The 17,109-nt window shown below is 37.1% G+C and carries 16 protein-coding genes, 2 pseudogenes and 1 other annotated feature; of the genes and pseudogenes, 15 read left to right on the top strand and 3 right to left on the bottom strand.

Annotated elements, in window-relative coordinates; genetic code table 11:
• Nucleotides 1-47 precede the first annotated feature (47 nt).
• From J4P91_RS14960 to J4P91_RS14935, 6 genes and pseudogenes are all read left to right on the top strand, one after another.
• A pseudogene (locus J4P91_RS14960) lies at nucleotides 48-227 on the top strand (RNA polymerase sigma factor); the annotation flags it as partial.
• Nucleotides 220-465, top strand: a complete 246-nt coding sequence (locus tag J4P91_RS14955; RefSeq protein WP_207994762.1) for a hypothetical protein — start codon at nucleotides 220-222, stop codon at nucleotides 463-465. The pseudogene J4P91_RS14960 and the gene J4P91_RS14955, both read left to right, overlap by 8 nt.
• 78 nt (nucleotides 466-543) lie before the next feature.
• Nucleotides 544-769, top strand: a binding site (T-box leader).
• 68 nt (nucleotides 770-837) lie between these two features.
• Nucleotides 838-2,094, top strand: a complete 1,257-nt coding sequence (gene tyrS / locus J4P91_RS14950; protein ID WP_207994761.1) for a tyrosine--tRNA ligase — start codon at nucleotides 838-840, stop codon at nucleotides 2,092-2,094.
• Between the two features lie 147 nt (nucleotides 2,095-2,241).
• A complete protein-coding gene (locus J4P91_RS14945) occupies nucleotides 2,242-2,373 on the top strand; it encodes a transporter (RefSeq protein ID WP_207994760.1) in 132 nt (43 codons plus the stop codon).
• Between the two features lie 93 nt (nucleotides 2,374-2,466).
• Nucleotides 2,467-3,002, top strand: a pseudogene (locus tag J4P91_RS14940) (helix-turn-helix domain-containing protein); the annotation flags it as partial.
• 316 nt (nucleotides 3,003-3,318) lie between these two features.
• Nucleotides 3,319-3,723 carry a DUF3942 family protein gene (locus tag J4P91_RS14935; protein ID WP_207994759.1) on the top strand — a complete coding sequence of 135 codons (405 nt, stop codon included), beginning with the start codon at nucleotides 3,319-3,321 and terminating at the stop codon, nucleotides 3,721-3,723.
• Between the two features lie 703 nt (nucleotides 3,724-4,426).
• On the opposite strand, the gene rpsD is transcribed toward J4P91_RS14935, so the two are convergent.
• Nucleotides 4,427-5,029, bottom strand: a complete 603-nt coding sequence (gene rpsD, locus J4P91_RS14930; RefSeq protein WP_003201150.1) for a 30S ribosomal protein S4 — start codon at nucleotides 5,027-5,029, stop codon at nucleotides 4,427-4,429.
• Between the two features lie 350 nt (nucleotides 5,030-5,379).
• Between rpsD and megL the strand changes: the two genes are divergently transcribed.
• The gene (megL, locus tag J4P91_RS14925) at nucleotides 5,380-6,570 is read left to right on the top strand and encodes a methionine gamma-lyase (protein ID WP_207994758.1); all 1,191 of its coding nucleotides are present in this window, start codon (nucleotides 5,380-5,382) and stop codon (nucleotides 6,568-6,570) included.
• Nucleotides 6,571-6,612: 42 nt separating this feature from the next.
• Here megL and J4P91_RS14920 read toward each other — a convergent pair whose 3' ends face one another.
• Complete coding sequence (locus tag J4P91_RS14920; RefSeq protein ID WP_207994757.1) at nucleotides 6,613-7,092, bottom strand: GAF domain-containing protein; 480 nt, start codon at nucleotides 7,090-7,092, stop codon at nucleotides 6,613-6,615.
• Nucleotides 7,093-7,241: 149 nt separating this feature from the next.
• On the opposite strand from J4P91_RS14920, the gene refZ reads away from it, so the two are divergent.
• Entirely contained in the window at nucleotides 7,242-7,880 is a 639-nt protein-coding gene (gene refZ, locus J4P91_RS14915) for a forespore capture DNA-binding protein RefZ (protein WP_207994756.1), read from the top strand.
• Between the two features lie 45 nt (nucleotides 7,881-7,925).
• Here refZ and J4P91_RS14910 read toward each other — a convergent pair whose 3' ends face one another.
• The gene (locus J4P91_RS14910) at nucleotides 7,926-8,870 is read right to left on the bottom strand and encodes a DMT family transporter (protein WP_207994755.1); all 945 of its coding nucleotides are present in this window, start codon (nucleotides 8,868-8,870) and stop codon (nucleotides 7,926-7,928) included.
• Nucleotides 8,871-9,008: 138 nt separating this feature from the next.
• Here J4P91_RS14910 and J4P91_RS14905 point away from each other — a divergent pair, with 138 nt between their 5' ends.
• The 7 genes from J4P91_RS14905 (at nucleotide 9,009) to J4P91_RS14875 (ending at nucleotide 17,068) form a co-directional block, all read left to right on the top strand.
• Nucleotides 9,009-9,836 carry a LysR family transcriptional regulator gene (locus J4P91_RS14905; RefSeq protein ID WP_207994754.1) on the top strand — a complete coding sequence of 276 codons (828 nt, stop codon included), beginning with the start codon at nucleotides 9,009-9,011 and terminating at the stop codon, nucleotides 9,834-9,836.
• A gap of 381 nt (nucleotides 9,837-10,217) precedes the next feature.
• Nucleotides 10,218-11,927 carry a septation ring formation regulator EzrA gene (gene ezrA, locus J4P91_RS14900; protein ID WP_207994753.1) on the top strand — a complete coding sequence of 570 codons (1,710 nt, stop codon included), beginning with the start codon at nucleotides 10,218-10,220 and terminating at the stop codon, nucleotides 11,925-11,927.
• Nucleotides 11,928-12,138: 211 nt separating this feature from the next.
• Nucleotides 12,139-13,281 carry a cysteine desulfurase family protein gene (locus J4P91_RS14895; protein ID WP_207994752.1) on the top strand — a complete coding sequence of 381 codons (1,143 nt, stop codon included), beginning with the start codon at nucleotides 12,139-12,141 and terminating at the stop codon, nucleotides 13,279-13,281.
• A 6-nt stretch (nucleotides 13,282-13,287) separates the two neighbouring features.
• Complete coding sequence (gene thiI / locus J4P91_RS14890; protein ID WP_207994751.1) at nucleotides 13,288-14,499, top strand: tRNA uracil 4-sulfurtransferase ThiI; 1,212 nt, start codon at nucleotides 13,288-13,290, stop codon at nucleotides 14,497-14,499.
• Nucleotides 14,500-14,578: 79 nt separating this feature from the next.
• A complete protein-coding gene (locus tag J4P91_RS14885) occupies nucleotides 14,579-14,776 on the top strand; it encodes an alpha/beta-type small acid-soluble spore protein (RefSeq protein ID WP_017153881.1) in 198 nt (65 codons plus the stop codon).
• A 150-nt stretch (nucleotides 14,777-14,926) separates the two neighbouring features.
• Nucleotides 14,927-16,513, top strand: coding sequence for an acyl-CoA synthetase MbcS (gene mbcS / locus J4P91_RS14880; RefSeq protein ID WP_207994750.1), 1,587 nt, complete (start codon nucleotides 14,927-14,929; stop codon nucleotides 16,511-16,513).
• 123 nt (nucleotides 16,514-16,636) lie between these two features.
• Entirely contained in the window at nucleotides 16,637-17,068 is a 432-nt protein-coding gene (locus J4P91_RS14875; RefSeq protein WP_017153883.1) for a VOC family protein, read from the top strand.
• Nucleotides 17,069-17,109 lie beyond the last annotated feature (41 nt).

The raw sequence follows: 17,109 nt of genomic DNA, 5'->3' as shown, positions 1-17,109 counted from the left end.
ACCAATTGCCTTCTTTGTTTGTATAAGTTTATGACACGAGAGATTGGGAGGCGATTTTGAAAGTTCCTGAAGATCAGAGGGCTGTCCTTATTCTTTCTTATTATCATGATATGCCACAAAAAGAGATTGCGCAGATACTTGGTATTCCTGTAGGAACGGTAAAATCGAGACTTCATACTGGTATGAAGAAATTGAAGCAATTACTGGAGGTAGATGACATTGAGTGAAAATCCCTTTGAGAAAGAGTATAAACTGAAACAACATTTAGATAGCGATTATGTAGAAGTACCAGACTTTTCAAAGAAAGTAAATCGTTTTGAACGATTGCTTCGGTTTCTTGCTTCTCCAGCAAAAGATCCCGTAGAAGCGACGATTGGAAATGATTTATCAATTGTGTTTCATATGTCTCTATTAGCAAGTGTACCGATTCTTTCCTTAGTTACGATACTCGTTGCGAGCTTGTAAGGAAATTGACCGACTGGGAAATTATACCTCTATTTGACATGCCTATATAAATGATGGTATAAAGAAAAGTATATAAATAACTGAGCGTGGAAAGGGAGAAGTAGTGATCATTTCCCTGTTTTAGAGAGCTGATGGTCGGTGGAAATCAGCACATAGATGATCGCGAATTACGCCCCTAGAGCATCTTTTTTCGATTGAATCGTATTCAAAAGGGAAAAGACGGTGCTGAGCCGTTATGTGAATGAGGTGGTGGGCTTTTGCCTGCAACTAGGGTGGTAACGCGATAATCAAAATCGTCCCTTATTTGAGGGACGATTTTTTTATGTTTTCACATTTCACGCTCTATTTAATTTAAAGGAGAGTATGTAGGATATGGGTATTTTACAAGATCTTGAATTTCGCGGACTAATTAATCAGCAAACAGATGCTGAAGGTTTACAACAATTATTAGAGAAAGAAAGTGTAAAATTATACTGTGGTTTTGACCCAACAGCAGACAGCTTACATATCGGTCATATGCTACCGGTATTAATGTTACGTCGTTTCCAATTAGCTGGTCATCAACCAATCGCACTTGTTGGTGGTGGTACAGGTATGATCGGAGACCCAAGTGGTAAAAAAGCAGAACGTACATTAAATACGAAAGATACAGTTGCTTACTACACAGAAAGTATTAAAAATCAACTTTCAAACTTCTTAGAGTTTGAAAATGTAGAAAACCCAGCAACGATGGCAAATAACTATGACTGGCTTGGAAACTTAGATGTGATTACATTCTTACGTGACATCGGTAAAAACTTCGGTTTAAACTACATGTTAGCAAAAGATACAGTAGCATCTCGTTTAGAGACAGGTATTTCATTTACTGAATTTAGTTACATGATTTTACAATCATACGACTTCTTAAATCTGTACCAACAACACGGTTGCCGCTTACAAATTGGTGGTAGTGACCAATGGGGTAACATTACAGCAGGTCTTGAATTAATTCGTAAATCAGAAGAAGATGCGAAAGCATTCGGTTTAACAATTCCGCTTGTTACAAAATCTGATGGTACGAAGTTTGGTAAAACAGAAGGCGGCGCAATTTGGCTAGATCCAGAGAAAACAACGCCTTACGAGTTCTACCAATTCTGGATTAACACAGACGACCGCGATGTTGTGAAATACTTAAAATACTTCACATTCTTATCTCATGAAGAAATTCTTGAGCTAGAAAAACAAGTAGCTGAAGCACCAGAAAAACGTGCAGCACAAAAAGCTCTAGCTTCTGAAATGACAAAACTTGTTCACGGTGAGGAAGCATTAGAGCAAGCAATTAAAATTTCTGCAGCATTATTTAGTGGTTCTGTAGCTGAACTAACTGCAAGTGAAATCGAGCAAGGTTTCAAAGATGTACCATCTGTAGAACGCAGTGCAGAAGATACTGGATTAATCGACTTACTTGTAGAAAGCAAAATTTCACCATCAAAACGTCAAGCACGTGAAGATGTAACAAATGGTGCAATTTACGTAAACGGTGAGCGTACACAAGCATTAGATTATGTTGTAACAGAAAATGACCGCATTGAAGGTAAGTTTACAATTATCCGCCGCGGTAAGAAGAAATATTTCTTAATTCGTTACTAATCAATAAAGGTTTATAAAAAAGGCTTTGGGGGGACGTACTCTTCAAAGTCTTTTTTGTTTTAATCTTCTTTCTATGTTCATACGGAAATCACAAGTGAGGAGTATGATGTATGTATAAGGTAAAAATGAAAGGAGTGGTAAAACGAAATGTCACTAGAAGCGCTCATTATTTTTTCTTTGCTAAATGCTGGTCAGCTTGCGGAGAATGCACAAAGTGATGTACATAAAAGTCCTAAAGATGCTTATGTATATGTGGAAAAACAAGAAGAGAATAAATAATAATATTTATATATATACACGAAAAAAGCCGATCCAAAGTGAAGTGCACCCCGATTGTTAGACACAGTCTAACAATTGGAGGTGCACTTTTTTATGGCTGAATTTTCTTCAAAAGAAAAAATACGAGCGGTGAGACGATATTTAGAGGGAGCTGAAGGTGGAAAAACAATTGCTAAATCTATTGGTGTTCACTCCAGTATGCTCTATCAGTGGATTAGACAATATGAATCTTTAGGTGAAAATGCTTTTGAAAAGCGCTATACATCCTACTGCTCCCAGTATAAACTAGATGTACTTAATTATATGAACGAACAAGGGACATCTATTAGGGAAACAGCGGCGATTTTCAACATTCCGTCTTACGAAACACTTCGGAAATGGAAAATAGCTTATGACTCAGGAGGATTTGATGCCCTACAATCAAAGAAAAAGGGGCGTCTATCCATGAAAAATAAAAACCTTAATACCACCAAAAATCAAGGAGTAGCTGAAGGCTCAGTAGAAGCACTACAAGCGGAAAATGAGCGTTTACGTATGGAAAATGCGTATTTAAAAAAGTTGAATGCCTTAGTTCAAAACAAGGAAAAATCACGAAACAAGACAAAGCACAAGTAGTCTATGAATTAAGGTAAAACTAAAGGGCATGAGCCCGGTACAATACCGAACCCATGCCTAAGAAGTTGCCTAATGAAATAACCTGTCTAACTTTTTAGGATCACTTCAGTTTGTGGATGAGTTATAAGGTGACTTTTTGGTGAGTTACTTTTGGGGCAACGAAACTATTGAAAAAATGATTTATAGTAATAACATAAGATTTTGACGAAAGGGCAACTGATGCATGGTTGCTCTTTTTATTTACTTTTAATGGGAAGTTGTTTTTCGCTATGATACAATTATATTAATTCATAATTCTGACATTAAATGTAGAAAGGAGCGTCGGAAAAAATGAGCTTCCCAGATGAATTTGCAATAAGAATAAAAGAATATTTAGAAGACGAGAAGGATAAAAAAATTATCAAGAACGGGCACAGAGATGTAATCTTTCAATATTTATATGAACTAGAAATTAAAATAGGTGTTGTAAAGAATCCTAATTTTAATTTTTTTACATCTGGTAGACGTTCGCATATAGTAGTAGAAAATATTGAATTTAAAACGGAAGTACATACTGAAAATAATATAATTGAAATTACAAAAATTGTTGATGAAGTAGTTACTCCTCTTGATACAATTATTGTAAAAGATGGAGAATTGTTTGCTTTAGGTCGTAATGAAAAATTTACGACAAAGATCTTAGAAGACTATCTGCGTGAAACATTTAGTGAAAAGTTAGGACTATCACTAGATTAATTATTTTAAAGCATTCCTTATGGAGTGCTTTTTTATCATTTCCCGACAGAAAACTCCCACCTCAAGGAATGGGTAGGACATGGTCCAATGAGTAGGTGGGAGATGAATGGCGGTTAGGCAAAAGCCTAACGGTTCTTCTTGTTGAAGAGTTAGTATGAGGTATCGGAATCAGTTCGTTCCTATAGAAGGAATTGTTCCATCATAAAAGTTCGTCCATATGTATACATTTTTGAAGGGTGACAGAGGGATTTCGACAAAAAAGAAGAAATGATACGAGAGAAGTATTTTTTGGGGTACATTCTGATATCGTTCTCATAAATATCGTGAAAAAAGCATGTAGAAAAACCAAAATAGGAAGTGAGGTGGAAAGTGGTATTTTCCAGTATTAGAAGCAGAAAAATTTCTTCATATGTGGATAAAAGAACAATGAAAATTTTTGAAGAAAAGAGGGCTAATAATCGTCAGATACAAATAAGATAAATCTGCTTTATTAGAAAATCTACAGTACTTTTTATTATTTTGTTTACATTTACTCATTCCTATACACACGTCAGCCCATTGTAATTTTTTCCCCAAACTCGCCCCAGGTACATTCTTTTTTATGCTTTATTTTGCATTATTAATGATAATAAAAAAAGCCCAGGAACCTTGAATTAACAAGGTTTCTAAGGCTTTTAATACTACTCTTTGCAGAGTACCGAGATTAACGAGAGTAGAACTCTACGATTAACGCTTCGTTGATTTCAGCAGCTAATTCAGCGCGCTCTGGTAAGCGAGTGAAAGTAGCTTCTAATTTATCAGCATCGAAAGTTAAGTATTCTGGTACGAAGTTGTTAACTTCGATCGCTTCTTTAACAACAACAAGGTTGTTAGATTTTTCGCGAACGCTGATAGTTTGACCAGGTTTTACGCGGTAAGATGGGATGTCTACGCGAGCGCCATCAACCATGATGTGACCGTGGTTTACTAATTGGCGAGCTGCACGACGAGTGCGAGCTAAGCCCATGCGGTAAACTAGGTTGTCAAGACGAGCTTCAAGAAGGATCATGAAGTTTTCGCCGTGTTTACCTGGCATTTTACCTGCTTGGTCAAATGTGCGACGGAATTGACGCTCAGTCATGCCGTACATGTGACGAAGTTTTTGTTTCTCTTGTAATTGTAAACCGTATTCTGAAAGTTTCTTACGTTGGTTCGGACCGTGAGGACCTGGTGCGTAAGGGCGTTTTTCTAATTCTTTACCTGTGCCGCTTAGAGAGATTCCAAGACGACGAGACAGTTTCCAAGCTGGACCTGTATAACGAGCCATAGTTGACTCCTCCTTTAGTGTTTTTATTTTCGTAAAATAAAAACAGACGTAATCGACATTTATGCGCATTTTGTTTTCATGTACCTTCGCTCCAGCAGCAGGGAGTTACGAGATACACCTCAGAATGGAGGAACAAAATACAAACAATAAACTCACATTACAAGGCTGCCTTTTTATTTTACACAAACGCTATTATATCTTTTTGCTGGAATTTCGTCAAGTGAGTTCTTTTTTGTTTTATGCATAGAAATTTTGGAAATTGCAAGAAGGAATTCAAATCAGTATGAAAGAAAGGATAGCAACAGACAGAAAGCGTTTACATAAAATGGAAATATAAGGGGGATGTTTGTATGAAAAAGAAACATATAGAAACAGCGCTTATTCATCACGGGTATGAGTCTAAGATGCATAAAGGGAGTTTAACGCCACCGCTATTTCAAACTTCAACTTTTACGTTTGAAACAGCGCAGCAAGGAGAAGCGAGTTTTGCTGGGCAGGATCCGTCTTACATTTATTCAAGACTTGGAAATCCGACTGTGGAATTGTTTGAAGAGCGTATGGCTGCTTTAGAAGAGGGAGAAGTAGCGCTAGCGTTTGGCTCTGGAATGGCAGCAATTTCGGCGACGCTTCTCGCATTTTTACGTGCTGGAGATCATATTATTTGCTCGAATGGGTTATATGGGTGTACGTATGGTTTTTTAGAAGTACTAGAAGAGAAATTTATGATTACTCATTCACTATGTGATATGGAAACAGAAGAAGAAATTGAGGCGGAAATTCGTCCGAATACAAAATTAATATTTGTTGAAACACCGATTAATCCAACAATGAGGCTGATCGATTTAGAGAAGGTTATCAAAGTTGCAAAACAAAACGAACTGCTTGTCATTGTCGATAATACATTTTGCTCGCCTTATCTACAAACGCCTCTTACACTCGGCTCTGATGTTGTTCTTCATAGTGCTACTAAATATATTGGTGGGCATGGAGATGTTGTTGCAGGTGTGACGGTTTGTAAAACGAAGGAGCTAGCTGAACAAATTCGTCCGATTCGAAAAGATATCGGGGGAATTATGGCACCTTTTGATGCCTGGCTTTTGCTACGGGGGTTAAAGACGTTAGCTGTACGAATGGATCGGCACTGTGATAATGCGGAAAAAGTGGTGGGTTTTTTAAAAAACCACGAAAGTGTTGAAGCGGTTTGGTATCCAGAAGGAGAGATTGCATCTTCTCAAATGAAGCGCGGGGGCGGTGTGATTTCATTTACGATTAAAGGTGGAAAAGAAGAAGCGCAGGCCTTTATGAATGAATTGCAATTTATTACAATTGCGGTGAGTCTTGGTGATACAGAGACGTTAGTCCAACATCCAGGAACGATGACGCACGCTGTCATCCCAGCGGCAGTGCGCCATGAAATGGGCATTGCTGATAATTTAATACGCTTATCTGTCGGATTAGAATCATGGGAGGATATTGTCTCAGATTTGGCATATGCATTACAGAAGCTATCGAATACATTTTCTCATGCGAATGGAGAATGAAAAAAAGAGCCATCGATTTACTAAATTGATGGCTCTCGTCTTTTACATATGTTTTAGGAGTGTTTCCACAAATTTCTCTAAGTAGTGCTGATCTACTTTGTCGAAACGATTTTTTTCTGGACTATCGATATCTAGTACTCCGATGACGTTGTCTTCTTTTATAATTGGTACAACAATTTCAGAATTAGACGCACTATCGCAAGCGATATGTCCTGGGAATTGATGAACATCTGCTATAAGCTGCGTTGTTTTTGTTTCAGCTGCTACGCCGCAAACACCGCGTCCAAATGGAATACGAACGCACGCTGGCATTCCTTGAAAAGGTCCAAGTACAAGTTGATTTCCTTCTGTTACATAAAAGCCAACCCAATTAATGCGCTCTAAAAATTGGTTTAGAAGAGCCGAAGCATTTGCTAAATTAGCGACTACATTTGATTCACCAGTTAATAATGCATCAAGTTGTTTAATTACCGTTTCATATTGCTGCTCACGCGATTCTGTATAACTTTCTTTTGTAAACATGGAAACGTCACCCTTTCTATCGAGAAATGTAAAATCATAGCAAAATACGGTGTATTTCATATGACTTTGTCGATAGAAAATTAAAGGAATTTGTCTTAAAAGTCAAGAAATTTACACTATAGCTGTTCAAGGTGAGAGGAAGTGAGCGCATGAAGCAGACGAAACAAAAGGTAATTGATGCGGCAATTTCATTGTTTAATACGAAAGGGTACGATGGAACATCGGTGCGAGATATTGCAAAGCGGGCGGATGTGAATGTGGCTAATATTTCATATTATTTTGCTGGAAAGCAAGGTTTATTAGAACAGCTTATAACGGATTTTTTAGAAGGATATATCGGAGTAATTGAGAGGTCATTTGAACAAAGAGAGTATTTGCCAGCTAAAGAAGTGATGAATCATATTGTAAGGGGAATTTTGCGCTATCAGTTTGAGCATAGGGAACTTACTCGATTCTTTTACCGAGAGCTTTCACTTGATACAACGTTAATCCGAGAAGTGATGACCGTTTATTTTTCTAAAGAAAGATACTATATAGAGCAAATCATTAAACAAGGACAAGTGCAGCAGGAGTTTCAAAAGGTGTCTTTTACAATGTTTATGACGCAATTAAAAGGCATGATAAATATGCCGTATTTATACCCACAGTATATATCGGAGGTGCTGCATTCGTTTCCGTCAGAGATATTCTTTTTGGAAATGTATACGAAAGAAGTAGAGCAATGGATGGAACAAATATTATGTGTAACACATATGTATTATTCGTTACCACGAGCGGTTCATATGTAAGATACCCCCGCCATATTTTAGGTGGGGGTATCTTATAGCGTGTTTTCAAGAAGTGATTTCTTCTTGTATACGCTCTTGTTTTCGTTGCCATAAGTTATTGCATAGTAAAGCGATAATGGTAATTATCGCTCCAATGATTTCAATTTTTTCAATTTCATAGCCTCGAAAAATGGACCCTATAAGTGCGAGCACAGGGACTAAGTTCATAAATAAGATGCCGTTAATAGATGAAATAAGGCGATTGCCCATGTTCCAGCAAAAGACTGCGACAACTCCGGCAATAATGGACATATACAGTAGTTCAAAGCGCACTGTAGCAATAGTATGGAATGTAGGTATAAAAATGAATTTCATATGTGTTAGTAAAGCGACAGTCAGAACTAGCGAAATAGATCCAAATAAACATGTAAGTGTTGTATAACGAAGTGGCGACCAATTTGGAAAATGAGAGCCGCCGTTTGTGTAAATAACCCAGCAAATAACGCCAGAGAGCATGAATATATTTGTTGAGATATTACTTGCGGCTCCAAATAACATATGAACATCGCCTTTGGAAATTACAAGCAGTACACCTATAAGTGCACAAAACATGCAAAGAAATGTATAGTTTTGTGGTTTTTTATTTTTTAAACCCCATTGTAATAATAAGGCAAGCAGTGGCATAAGGGATTGAATCATGGCTGCGTGAATAGCCCCTGAAGGTCCTGCTAATTGCTGTCCATAGAAAACAAGAAATCCGTATCCGGCAAAACCGACTGTACCATAAAATAATAAATAGAAAGCTTGTTTTTCTAAGTGAAAAGCGCGTTTTCCTTCAATCATGAAGAGAAGAACGGTAAAAATAATAGCTGCTGATCCGTAACGAAAGGTAGTGAAAAAGAATGGATCTATAAATTGCAGAGCACTGGCCATAACTGGAAACATAAATCCCCAAGCTGTTACAGCAAGTAAGCATAAAAGAGAGCCGAATAGTATTTGTTTTTTATCCAAGAGTATCTTTCTCCTTCTTGTTTCGATATAGTAAGTTCATAAAAATAAGCATGAGATGAGTATAGTGCTCCTTTTCTATGGACAGGAAATATTGATTTGTTATAGCGGTTATAATTTTTTGTTAGAGGTGTATATCAGATGGATTTTGAAGCGGTACAATCGTTTATTGAGGTGAAACAGACGAGAAGTTTATCGAAAGCGAGTAAACTTCTACATATTTCGCAGCCGGCCCTCAGTAAACAAATTCAAAGGTTAGAGGCGGACTTAGGAGTTAAGTTATTAAAACGGTCTGCACAAGGAGTAGAGTTAACAGAAGCTGGGGAACTATTTATAAAACGAATTGAGCCAATTATAGAGCAAATAAATGATTTGAAAGGAGAGATGAAAGAGTATCAAGAAAAGAAAAAGGTTTCAATTGGAGTATTGCCCAGTTTAGCTGCCCATTACATATCAAAATGCAGAGATTCATTAGAAACATACGAAGTAGAATGGCAAATTGAACATACAACAGTTTTAATGGAATTATTTCGAGAGCGAAAGATTGATGCGATGTTAATTGATTCAGTTGTGGAAGGGGCAAAGCTTGTACAAGAAATAAAAAGGGAAAATATTATTTGCGTTGTTTCAAGTGAACATGCGTATAAAGATGAACATACGATTCAAATAAAGAATTTACAGCATGAAAAGCTTATTATTTATCCGGAGATTTGCGATATTAGAAAAATGATTATGACAACGTTCAAAGGAATGGGTGTTAAGCCTACTATTGCTATAGAAACATCATACGCTGAACCGATGCTTGCTATGGTTCGGGCTGGCCTTGGTATTACGTTATTGCCAGAAATTGCAGTGGAGCAGGCAGTACAAGATGGGATTAGCGTTATACATGTGGAACCAGCATTAACGAGAGTCATTTATTTTATATCACATAGGGAAGATACATCCTTATTACAATCGTTACAGTAAACGTTTATCCCGCATTAACGGACAGTAACACTCCCATCTCAGAATTCAGCGGAATCAAAGAAGTTAGGTGGGGGATGAAGAAACCCCCACTGATTAAAGTTTCACTTTATAAATATATGATAACGAAGAGAATAACGAAATTATGTAAAAATATAGTGGAGTATGAAAGAGAAGATACAGAAACTTTTAGGAAGCGATATTACAGAGGCAACAAAAGAAACATGAAATTTTAAAAAAACTAGGTCAAAAACACGTCATTACATGGTATGATTAGTACATTGTTAGTTGTTAAATATAGGGGATTTCCCTTTTTATACATAATGCCTTCCATTTCATAAACGGAACGGACAAAAAAAGAGATATAATAGGAGGCTATTTTGCATGGATTCTATCCTGACGATCGTTATCATCGTAGTAAGCTCTATTCTTGTGCTGCTCATGATAGAGCTCGTGATAAGAAATCGTTTATATAAAGATATTGAAGCACTTGAGCAGTGGAAACAAGAAATAAAAGATAAACCTGTTGCAGATGAATTGAAACGGGTTAAGGATTTAAATATGACTGGACAAACAGAAGAACTGTTTGGAAAGTGGCGTGAAGAATGGGATGAAATTGTTACAAACCTTCTGCCAAAAGCTGATAAAACATTAGAAAGCGCCCAAAAATCAGCCTCACAATTTTCCTTCCGAAAAGCAAAGCGTTTGATGAGTGAATCCATTCGTGATTTAGATGAAGCGGATAACCGCATTACGGAGATTTTAAATGAACTGCAACAATTGCTAGAGAGCTATGAGAAAAATAGTTCGGAAATTGAAGGTTTACGTGATACATATCGTAGTATGAAAAAGAGTGTACTCGCTCATCGTCATATGTTTGGACAATCCGAACAGAAAATTGAAGAGTTACTTGATATAGAACTGGCGAAGTTTCAAGAATTTGACGAGGCAACGGAAAACGGTGATTATTTAAAGGCGCGTGACATTGTAAAAAGTTTGGAAGATGGATTAACGAACTTAGAAATTATTATTCATGAAGTTCCTGATTTATTAGTGGAGTGTCAAGCAACATTACCAGTGCAATTAGATGATTTATTACAAGGTCATGATGATATGAAAAGACAAGGATATGTATTAAATCATTTAGAAATCCCTAAAGAAGTACGAGATATGAACAAACAACTACAAACATGTTTAATTGATTTGGAAGAGCTTCATATAACAGAAGCAACCGAGAAAATAGAAGGATTAAAAAAGCGTCTGGATGCGTTATATGATCAATTAGAACAAGAAGTGCATGCGAAGCATTATGTAGAGAAAAAGTCAGTTAGTGTTTACGAAGATTTAGCAGAAATTCATGAAAAAGCAATTGAGACAAAATCCGAAACGCAATTTGTGAAACAAAGTTATCAGTTGCAAGACAAAGACATTGAATCACAAAAATTGATCGAAAAACAAATGCATATTTTAATGAAACGCTTTGAAGTATTACAATTACGTATTGCAGAGCAAGATATTGCTTTCTCTGTCATTCGCGAAGAACTGGAAGAGATTTATGAGCAATGTGAAACATTAAAGGTACTTCATGTAGAATATAAAGAGATGCTGCAAACGATGCGTAAGGAAGAATTTGAGGCACGTGAACAGTTACAAGAAATGCGTCATATGATTGTAGAAGCAAAACGCTTTATGCAAAAGTCTAACTTACCAGGTCTTCCAGAAAGCATTATGGAAGATTTACAAAGAGGACAAGAAGCGATGCAAGGTGTTTATGAACAGTTGGAATTAAAACCGCTGAATATGAATGCTGTAAATAGCATGTTAGAAGAAGCGTATACAATCGTAAATGGTGTATTTGAAAAGACGCAGGAGTTAATTGGACAGGCGTACTTAGTAGAAAAGCTAATCCAATACGGTAATCGCTATCGCAGTCACGATACTGATTTGGCACAAAGTTTAGAAAATGCAGAGAGGTTGTTCCGCGAATATGAATATGATGCAGCTTTAGAACAAGCAGCTTCTGTTTTGGAACAACTCGAACCTGGTGTTGTACAAAAAATTGCTGAATTTGTTGATAATGAACAAACCCCTTGATGAAAAAGGGGTTTGTTTTTTTGCACTGGACCTGTGTAAATTCTAGAGCGATATTGCTATAATGAATAGCGGAATACAGCAGTGTTTTTCGTTTCAAAATATAAAAGTATACTTCTGTATTGAAAAAATGGAACCTTTGAGTATGTTTAGCGTAATTGCATGTATTTGTGATATGATTATATGATGTGACAGCGCTGAAAGGGGAAGAACGATGATCTATTTTGATAATAGTGCGACGACGAAACCATATCCAGAAGTCCTTCAATCTTATGTAACGGTTGCAGGAAAATATTTTGGGAATCCTTCTTCTATTCATTCGCTCGGGGGAGAAGCAGAGCGTTTATTAACACAATCAAGAACGATTGCAGCGCAGCTCCTTCATGTTAAGCCTTCCGAGATTATTTTCACATCGGGTGGAACGGAAGGAAATAACCTTGCGATTAAAGGAATAGCGATGAAGAATCGCTCTCGTGGTAAACATATTATTACAACAAATATTGAACACGCGTCTGTGTTTGAAGCATATAAACAATTAGAAGGGCTCGGCTTTGATGTTACTTATTTACCTGTAAACGAACATGGTATTGTATCAGTAGAAAATGTAAAACAAGCGCTTCGTGAGGATACAATCCTTGTGTCAATGATCCATGTGAATAATGAAACCGGGGCGATTCAACCTATTTCTGAAGTTGGTGAATTGCTAGCGAACTATCCGAAAATAAGATTCCATGTAGATCACGTGCAAGGAATTGGAAAAGTACCACTTGACTTGTATGCTTCTCATATTGATCTTTGTTCGATATCTGGACATAAATTTCATAGCGTAAAGGGAACAGGACTTTTATATGTACGTGACGGCGTAAGGTTAGATCCGATTTTATCAGGTGGTCAGCAGGAGCTTCGTTATCGTTCGGGTACAGAGAACTTACCTGGTATTGTCGCGATGGTAAAGGCACTACGTATGACAATGGAACGTATGAGAGAAAAGAGAGACCACTTACAGAAGTTACAAGCAGAACTTGTACGTTTCTTTAAGGAAATGGAAGATGTAACAATTAATACATCGCTTCCGTATGCGGCACCACATATTTTAAATGTGTCATTCGTTGGTTTAAAACCAGAAGTAGTGGTTCATGCTCTAGAAGAGCGTGACGTATATGTATCAACAAAATCAGCTTGTTCTTCAAAAGCAAATGAAGTGAGTCGTGTGTTAGTATCAATGGGAGTACCACATGCTGCAGCAGCAAGTGCGATTCGCATTAGTTTAGCACCAGAGAATACGATAGAAGAAGTAACACAATTCGAAGGAATTATAAAAGAAACATTGCCAAAATTATATGAAGTGATGAGGTAAAGAAATATGATGACATATGAATATATTTTAGTTCGTTACGGTGAAATGACGACAAAAGGAAAAAATCGTTCCAAGTTTGTAAACACGTTAAAAGATAACGTGAAATTTAAATTAAAGAAATTCCCAAATATCAAAATCGATGCGACACATGATCGCATGTACATTCAGTTAAATGGTGAAGATCATGAGGCGATTGCAGAGAGATTAAAAGATGTATTTGGTATTCATAAGTTTAACTTAGCAATGAAAGTACCATCAGAATTAAAAGACATTAAAAAAGGTGCGCTTGCTGCTTTCTTACAAGTAAAAGGCGATGTAAAAACATTTAAAATTACAGTGCACCGTTCTTATAAGCATTTCCCGATGCAAACGATGGAGTTACTTCCTGAGATTGGTGGCTATATTTTAGAGAATACAGAAGACATCACAGTAGACGTTCATAACCCAGATGTGAATGTTCGCGTAGAAATTCGCAGCGGTTATAGCTATATTATGTGTGATGAGCGCATGGGAGCAGGCGGATTACCAGTTGGCGTTGGCGGAAAAGTAATGGTACTTCTTTCTGGTGGTATCGACAGCCCAGTAGCTGCTTTCTTAACAATGAAGCGCGGTGTATCAGTGGAAGCAGTTCACTTCCATAGTCCGCCATTCACAAGTGAGCGTGCGAAGCAAAAAGTAATTGATTTAGCACAAGAGTTAACGAAGTATTGCAAACGTTTGACGCTTCACCTTGTTCCATTTACTGAAGTACAAAAAACAATTAATAAAGAAATTCCATCTAGTTATTCTATGACAGTTATGCGCCGTATGATGATGCGTATTACAGAGCGCATTGCAGAAGAGCGTAATGCACTTGCGATTACAACTGGTGAAAGTCTTGGACAAGTAGCGAGCCAAACGTTAGATAGTATGCATACGATTAATGAAGTTACAAACTATCCAGTAATTCGCCCGCTTATTACGATGGATAAACTAGAAATTATTAAAATTGCAAATGAAATTGGAACGTATGATATTTCGATTCGTCCGTATGAAGACTGCTGTACAGTATTCACACCAGCAAGTCCAGCAACAAAACCGAAGCGTGAAAAAGCAAATCGCTTTGAATCAAAATATGACTTTACACCACTTATTGAATCCGCTGTTGCTAATACAGAAAAAATGGTATTACAAACAGTAGAAGTGGCTGAAGAAGAACAATTTGAAGATTTATTCTAAAACCATAAATTACCATCACTAGATATGTATGAAGTCCTATGGTTTATCACACTCTATACTCACAAGGAGGTGATACCATATGGCACGAAGCACAAATAAATTAGCGGTTCCTGGTGCTGAATCAGCATTAGACCAAATGAAATACGAAATCGCTCAAGAGTTCGGTGTTCAACTTGGAGCTGATTCAACATCTCGCGCTAACGGATCTGTTGGTGGCGAAATTACAAAACGTCTAGTTTCACTAGCTGAGCAACAATTAGGCGGTTTCCATAAATAATCCCATATACGATGGCTGAGAAGGAGCGGGTTTTCCCGCTCCTTCTTTTTGTCGACATATAACTAAAAAATTTGTCAAAAGAAGTATGTTTAAAATTTACTGAAAATTCTTTATTATAGAAGGGAGGCATAGATAAAGGAGGATTAGATTATGAATAGAGAAGAATTGATAGCGCCACCGTCTTATAACTTAGTTGCAGAGATAGAGAAATATACAAGTGAAAAAGAGAAGCTTGCTTTAATTTGGCAGGATGACGAAGGGAATAGACGGGAGGTTACATATCTTGAATTAATAAAAGGTGCAAATAAAATTGGAAACGCTTTTATAAAGAGTGGCCTGCAAAAAGGGGACAAGCTTCTTATTATGATGCCGCGTTTAATTGAAGCGTATATGACGTATATAGCGGCAATTAAAGCGGGATTTGTAGTCATTCCAAGTTCAGAAATGCTTCGCAAAAAAGATATTGAATATCGTATTCAGCACGGAGAAGTAAAAGCAATTGTTAGTTATGAACCGTATATCCAGCAATTTGAAGATGTAGAGATGATGGAATCTCTTCAAAAGTTCGTGCTTAGCGAGCAGTCGGTAGAAGGGTGGATCAATTTAAAAAATGCATTAGAAACAGAAAGTGATGAATTAGCAATCGCAAAGACAGATCGAGAAGATATGGTCTTTTTATCCTATACATCAGGGACGACGGGGAATCCGAAGGGAGTTGTACATACGCATGCTTGGGCGTATGCACATTTACGTACAAGCGCCCCGAATTGGCTCGGCATCGAGGAGAATGATGTTGTGTGGGCAACAGCTAGCCCAGGGTGGCAAAAGTGGATTTGGAGCCCGTTCTTAGCGACGCTTGGTTCAGGAGCGACAGGATTTGTCTATCACGGTAAATTTGAACCGAAAACATATTTACAGTTATTAGATGATAATAAAGTGAATGTGCTTTGCTGTACGCCGACAGAATACCGTTTAATGGCAAAAGTAGAGAACTTACAGCAGTATAATTTAGAAGCGTTACATAGTGCTGTATCAGCAGGAGAGCCGCTAAACCGAGAGGTAATAGAAACATTCCAAAATCATTTTAATGTTACAGTCAGGGATGGTTATGGACAAACAGAAAATACATTACTCGTTGGTGTTATGAAAGGAATGGGAATTAAGCCGGGATCCATGGGGAAACCAACGCCAGGTAATCATGTAGACATTGTAAATGAAGAAGGACAACCTGTATCTGTTGGAGAAGTGGGAGATATTGCTGTTCATATTGAAACACCAGCACTCTTTAAACAATATTATAAAGATGATGAGCGGACAGCAATGCAATTCCGTGGTGATTATTATATTACAGGCGATAAAGCAAAAAAAGATGAAGAAGGTTATTTTTGGTTTGAGGGCCGCGGTGATGATATTATCATTAGCTCTGGTTACACAATTGGCCCATTTGAAGTTGAAGATGCGCTTGTGAAGCATCCGTATGTAAGAGAATGTGCTGTTGTGGCAAGTCCAGATGAAATCCGAGGAAGTGTCGTAAAGGCATTTATCGTCTTAAGAGACAATGTGCAAGAAAAAGAAGACACACTAATTCCTTTACTCCAAGAGCATGTTAAAGAATTAACAGCACCTTATAAATATCCTCGTAAAATTGAATTTGTAGACGAACTACCAAAAACAATTTCCGGAAAAATCAGACGTGTTGAACTTAGAAAACAAGAGATGGGACTGGCCTCAAAGTAAGAAATGTGGCATTTCTAATGATGAATTAGATTGTTGCGTGTGTATGTAATATATGATAATATCTACTAGAACAAACGTTCTGTTAAAGTGTATGGTAAAAAATTTAAAAAAGAGGTGTCTTTTATGATTTTAGGTATTAACCCATATTTAGTTTTGAATGGTAATGGACAAGAAGCAGTGAAGTTTTATGAACATGCGTTGGATGCAAAAGTTGAAATCATTCAAACGTTTGGAGAAATGCCTGAAACTCCAGAATTTACTGTTCCAGATGAAGTGAAAGACCGTATTTTACATGCACATTTAAAAGTCGGTAATACGGAACTTATGATTTCTGATACATTCCCAGGTAAACCGTACGAAATTGGATCGCAAGTAACTGTCGCTATTAGGATAAGTGATGCAGAAAAAGCAAAAGAAGTATTTGAGAAATTACAAGATGGTGGCGAAATTTTAATGCCACTTCAAGAAACTTTCTGGAGCCCAGCATATGGACAGGTGAAAGATAAATTTAACGTAGAATGGCAAATTTCAACAGTTCCTGCTAATAATAATTAATTTTGGGAAAAGCACCATGTTACTTAAAGTGGTGCTTTTTT

Source organism: Bacillus sp. XF8, assembly GCF_017498755.1.
Taxonomy (GTDB): domain Bacteria; phylum Bacillota; class Bacilli; order Bacillales; family Bacillaceae_G; genus Bacillus_A; species Bacillus_A bingmayongensis.
This window is presented reverse-complemented; position numbering and strand designations above follow the sequence as displayed.

Excerpts from the sequence above, each read along its gene's own strand:
- J4P91_RS14905 (WP_207994754.1), top strand. The coding sequence starts at position 9,009 with ATGGATTTTGAAGCGGTACAATCGTTTATTGAGGTGAAACAGACGAGA.
- J4P91_RS14875 (WP_017153883.1), top strand. The coding sequence starts at position 16,637 with ATGATTTTAGGTATTAACCCATATTTAGTTTTGAATGGTAATGGACAA.
- J4P91_RS14895 (WP_207994752.1), top strand. The coding sequence starts at position 12,139 with ATGATCTATTTTGATAATAGTGCGACGACGAAACCATATCCAGAAGTC.
- J4P91_RS14935 (WP_207994759.1), top strand. The coding sequence starts at position 3,319 with ATGAGCTTCCCAGATGAATTTGCAATAAGAATAAAAGAATATTTAGAA.
- megL (WP_207994758.1), top strand. The coding sequence starts at position 5,380 with ATGAAAAAGAAACATATAGAAACAGCGCTTATTCATCACGGGTATGAG.
- thiI (WP_207994751.1), top strand. The coding sequence starts at position 13,288 with ATGATGACATATGAATATATTTTAGTTCGTTACGGTGAAATGACGACA.
- tyrS (WP_207994761.1), top strand. The coding sequence starts at position 838 with ATGGGTATTTTACAAGATCTTGAATTTCGCGGACTAATTAATCAGCAA.
- rpsD (WP_003201150.1), bottom strand. The coding sequence starts at position 5,029 with ATGGCTCGTTATACAGGTCCAGCTTGGAAACTGTCTCGTCGTCTTGGA.
- refZ (WP_207994756.1), top strand. The coding sequence starts at position 7,242 with ATGAAGCAGACGAAACAAAAGGTAATTGATGCGGCAATTTCATTGTTT.
- mbcS (WP_207994750.1), top strand. The coding sequence starts at position 14,927 with ATGAATAGAGAAGAATTGATAGCGCCACCGTCTTATAACTTAGTTGCA.
- J4P91_RS14920 (WP_207994757.1), bottom strand. The coding sequence starts at position 7,092 with ATGTTTACAAAAGAAAGTTATACAGAATCGCGTGAGCAGCAATATGAA.
- ezrA (WP_207994753.1), top strand. The coding sequence starts at position 10,218 with ATGGATTCTATCCTGACGATCGTTATCATCGTAGTAAGCTCTATTCTT.
- J4P91_RS14885 (WP_017153881.1), top strand. The coding sequence starts at position 14,579 with ATGGCACGAAGCACAAATAAATTAGCGGTTCCTGGTGCTGAATCAGCA.
- J4P91_RS14945 (WP_207994760.1), top strand. The coding sequence starts at position 2,242 with ATGTCACTAGAAGCGCTCATTATTTTTTCTTTGCTAAATGCTGGTCAG.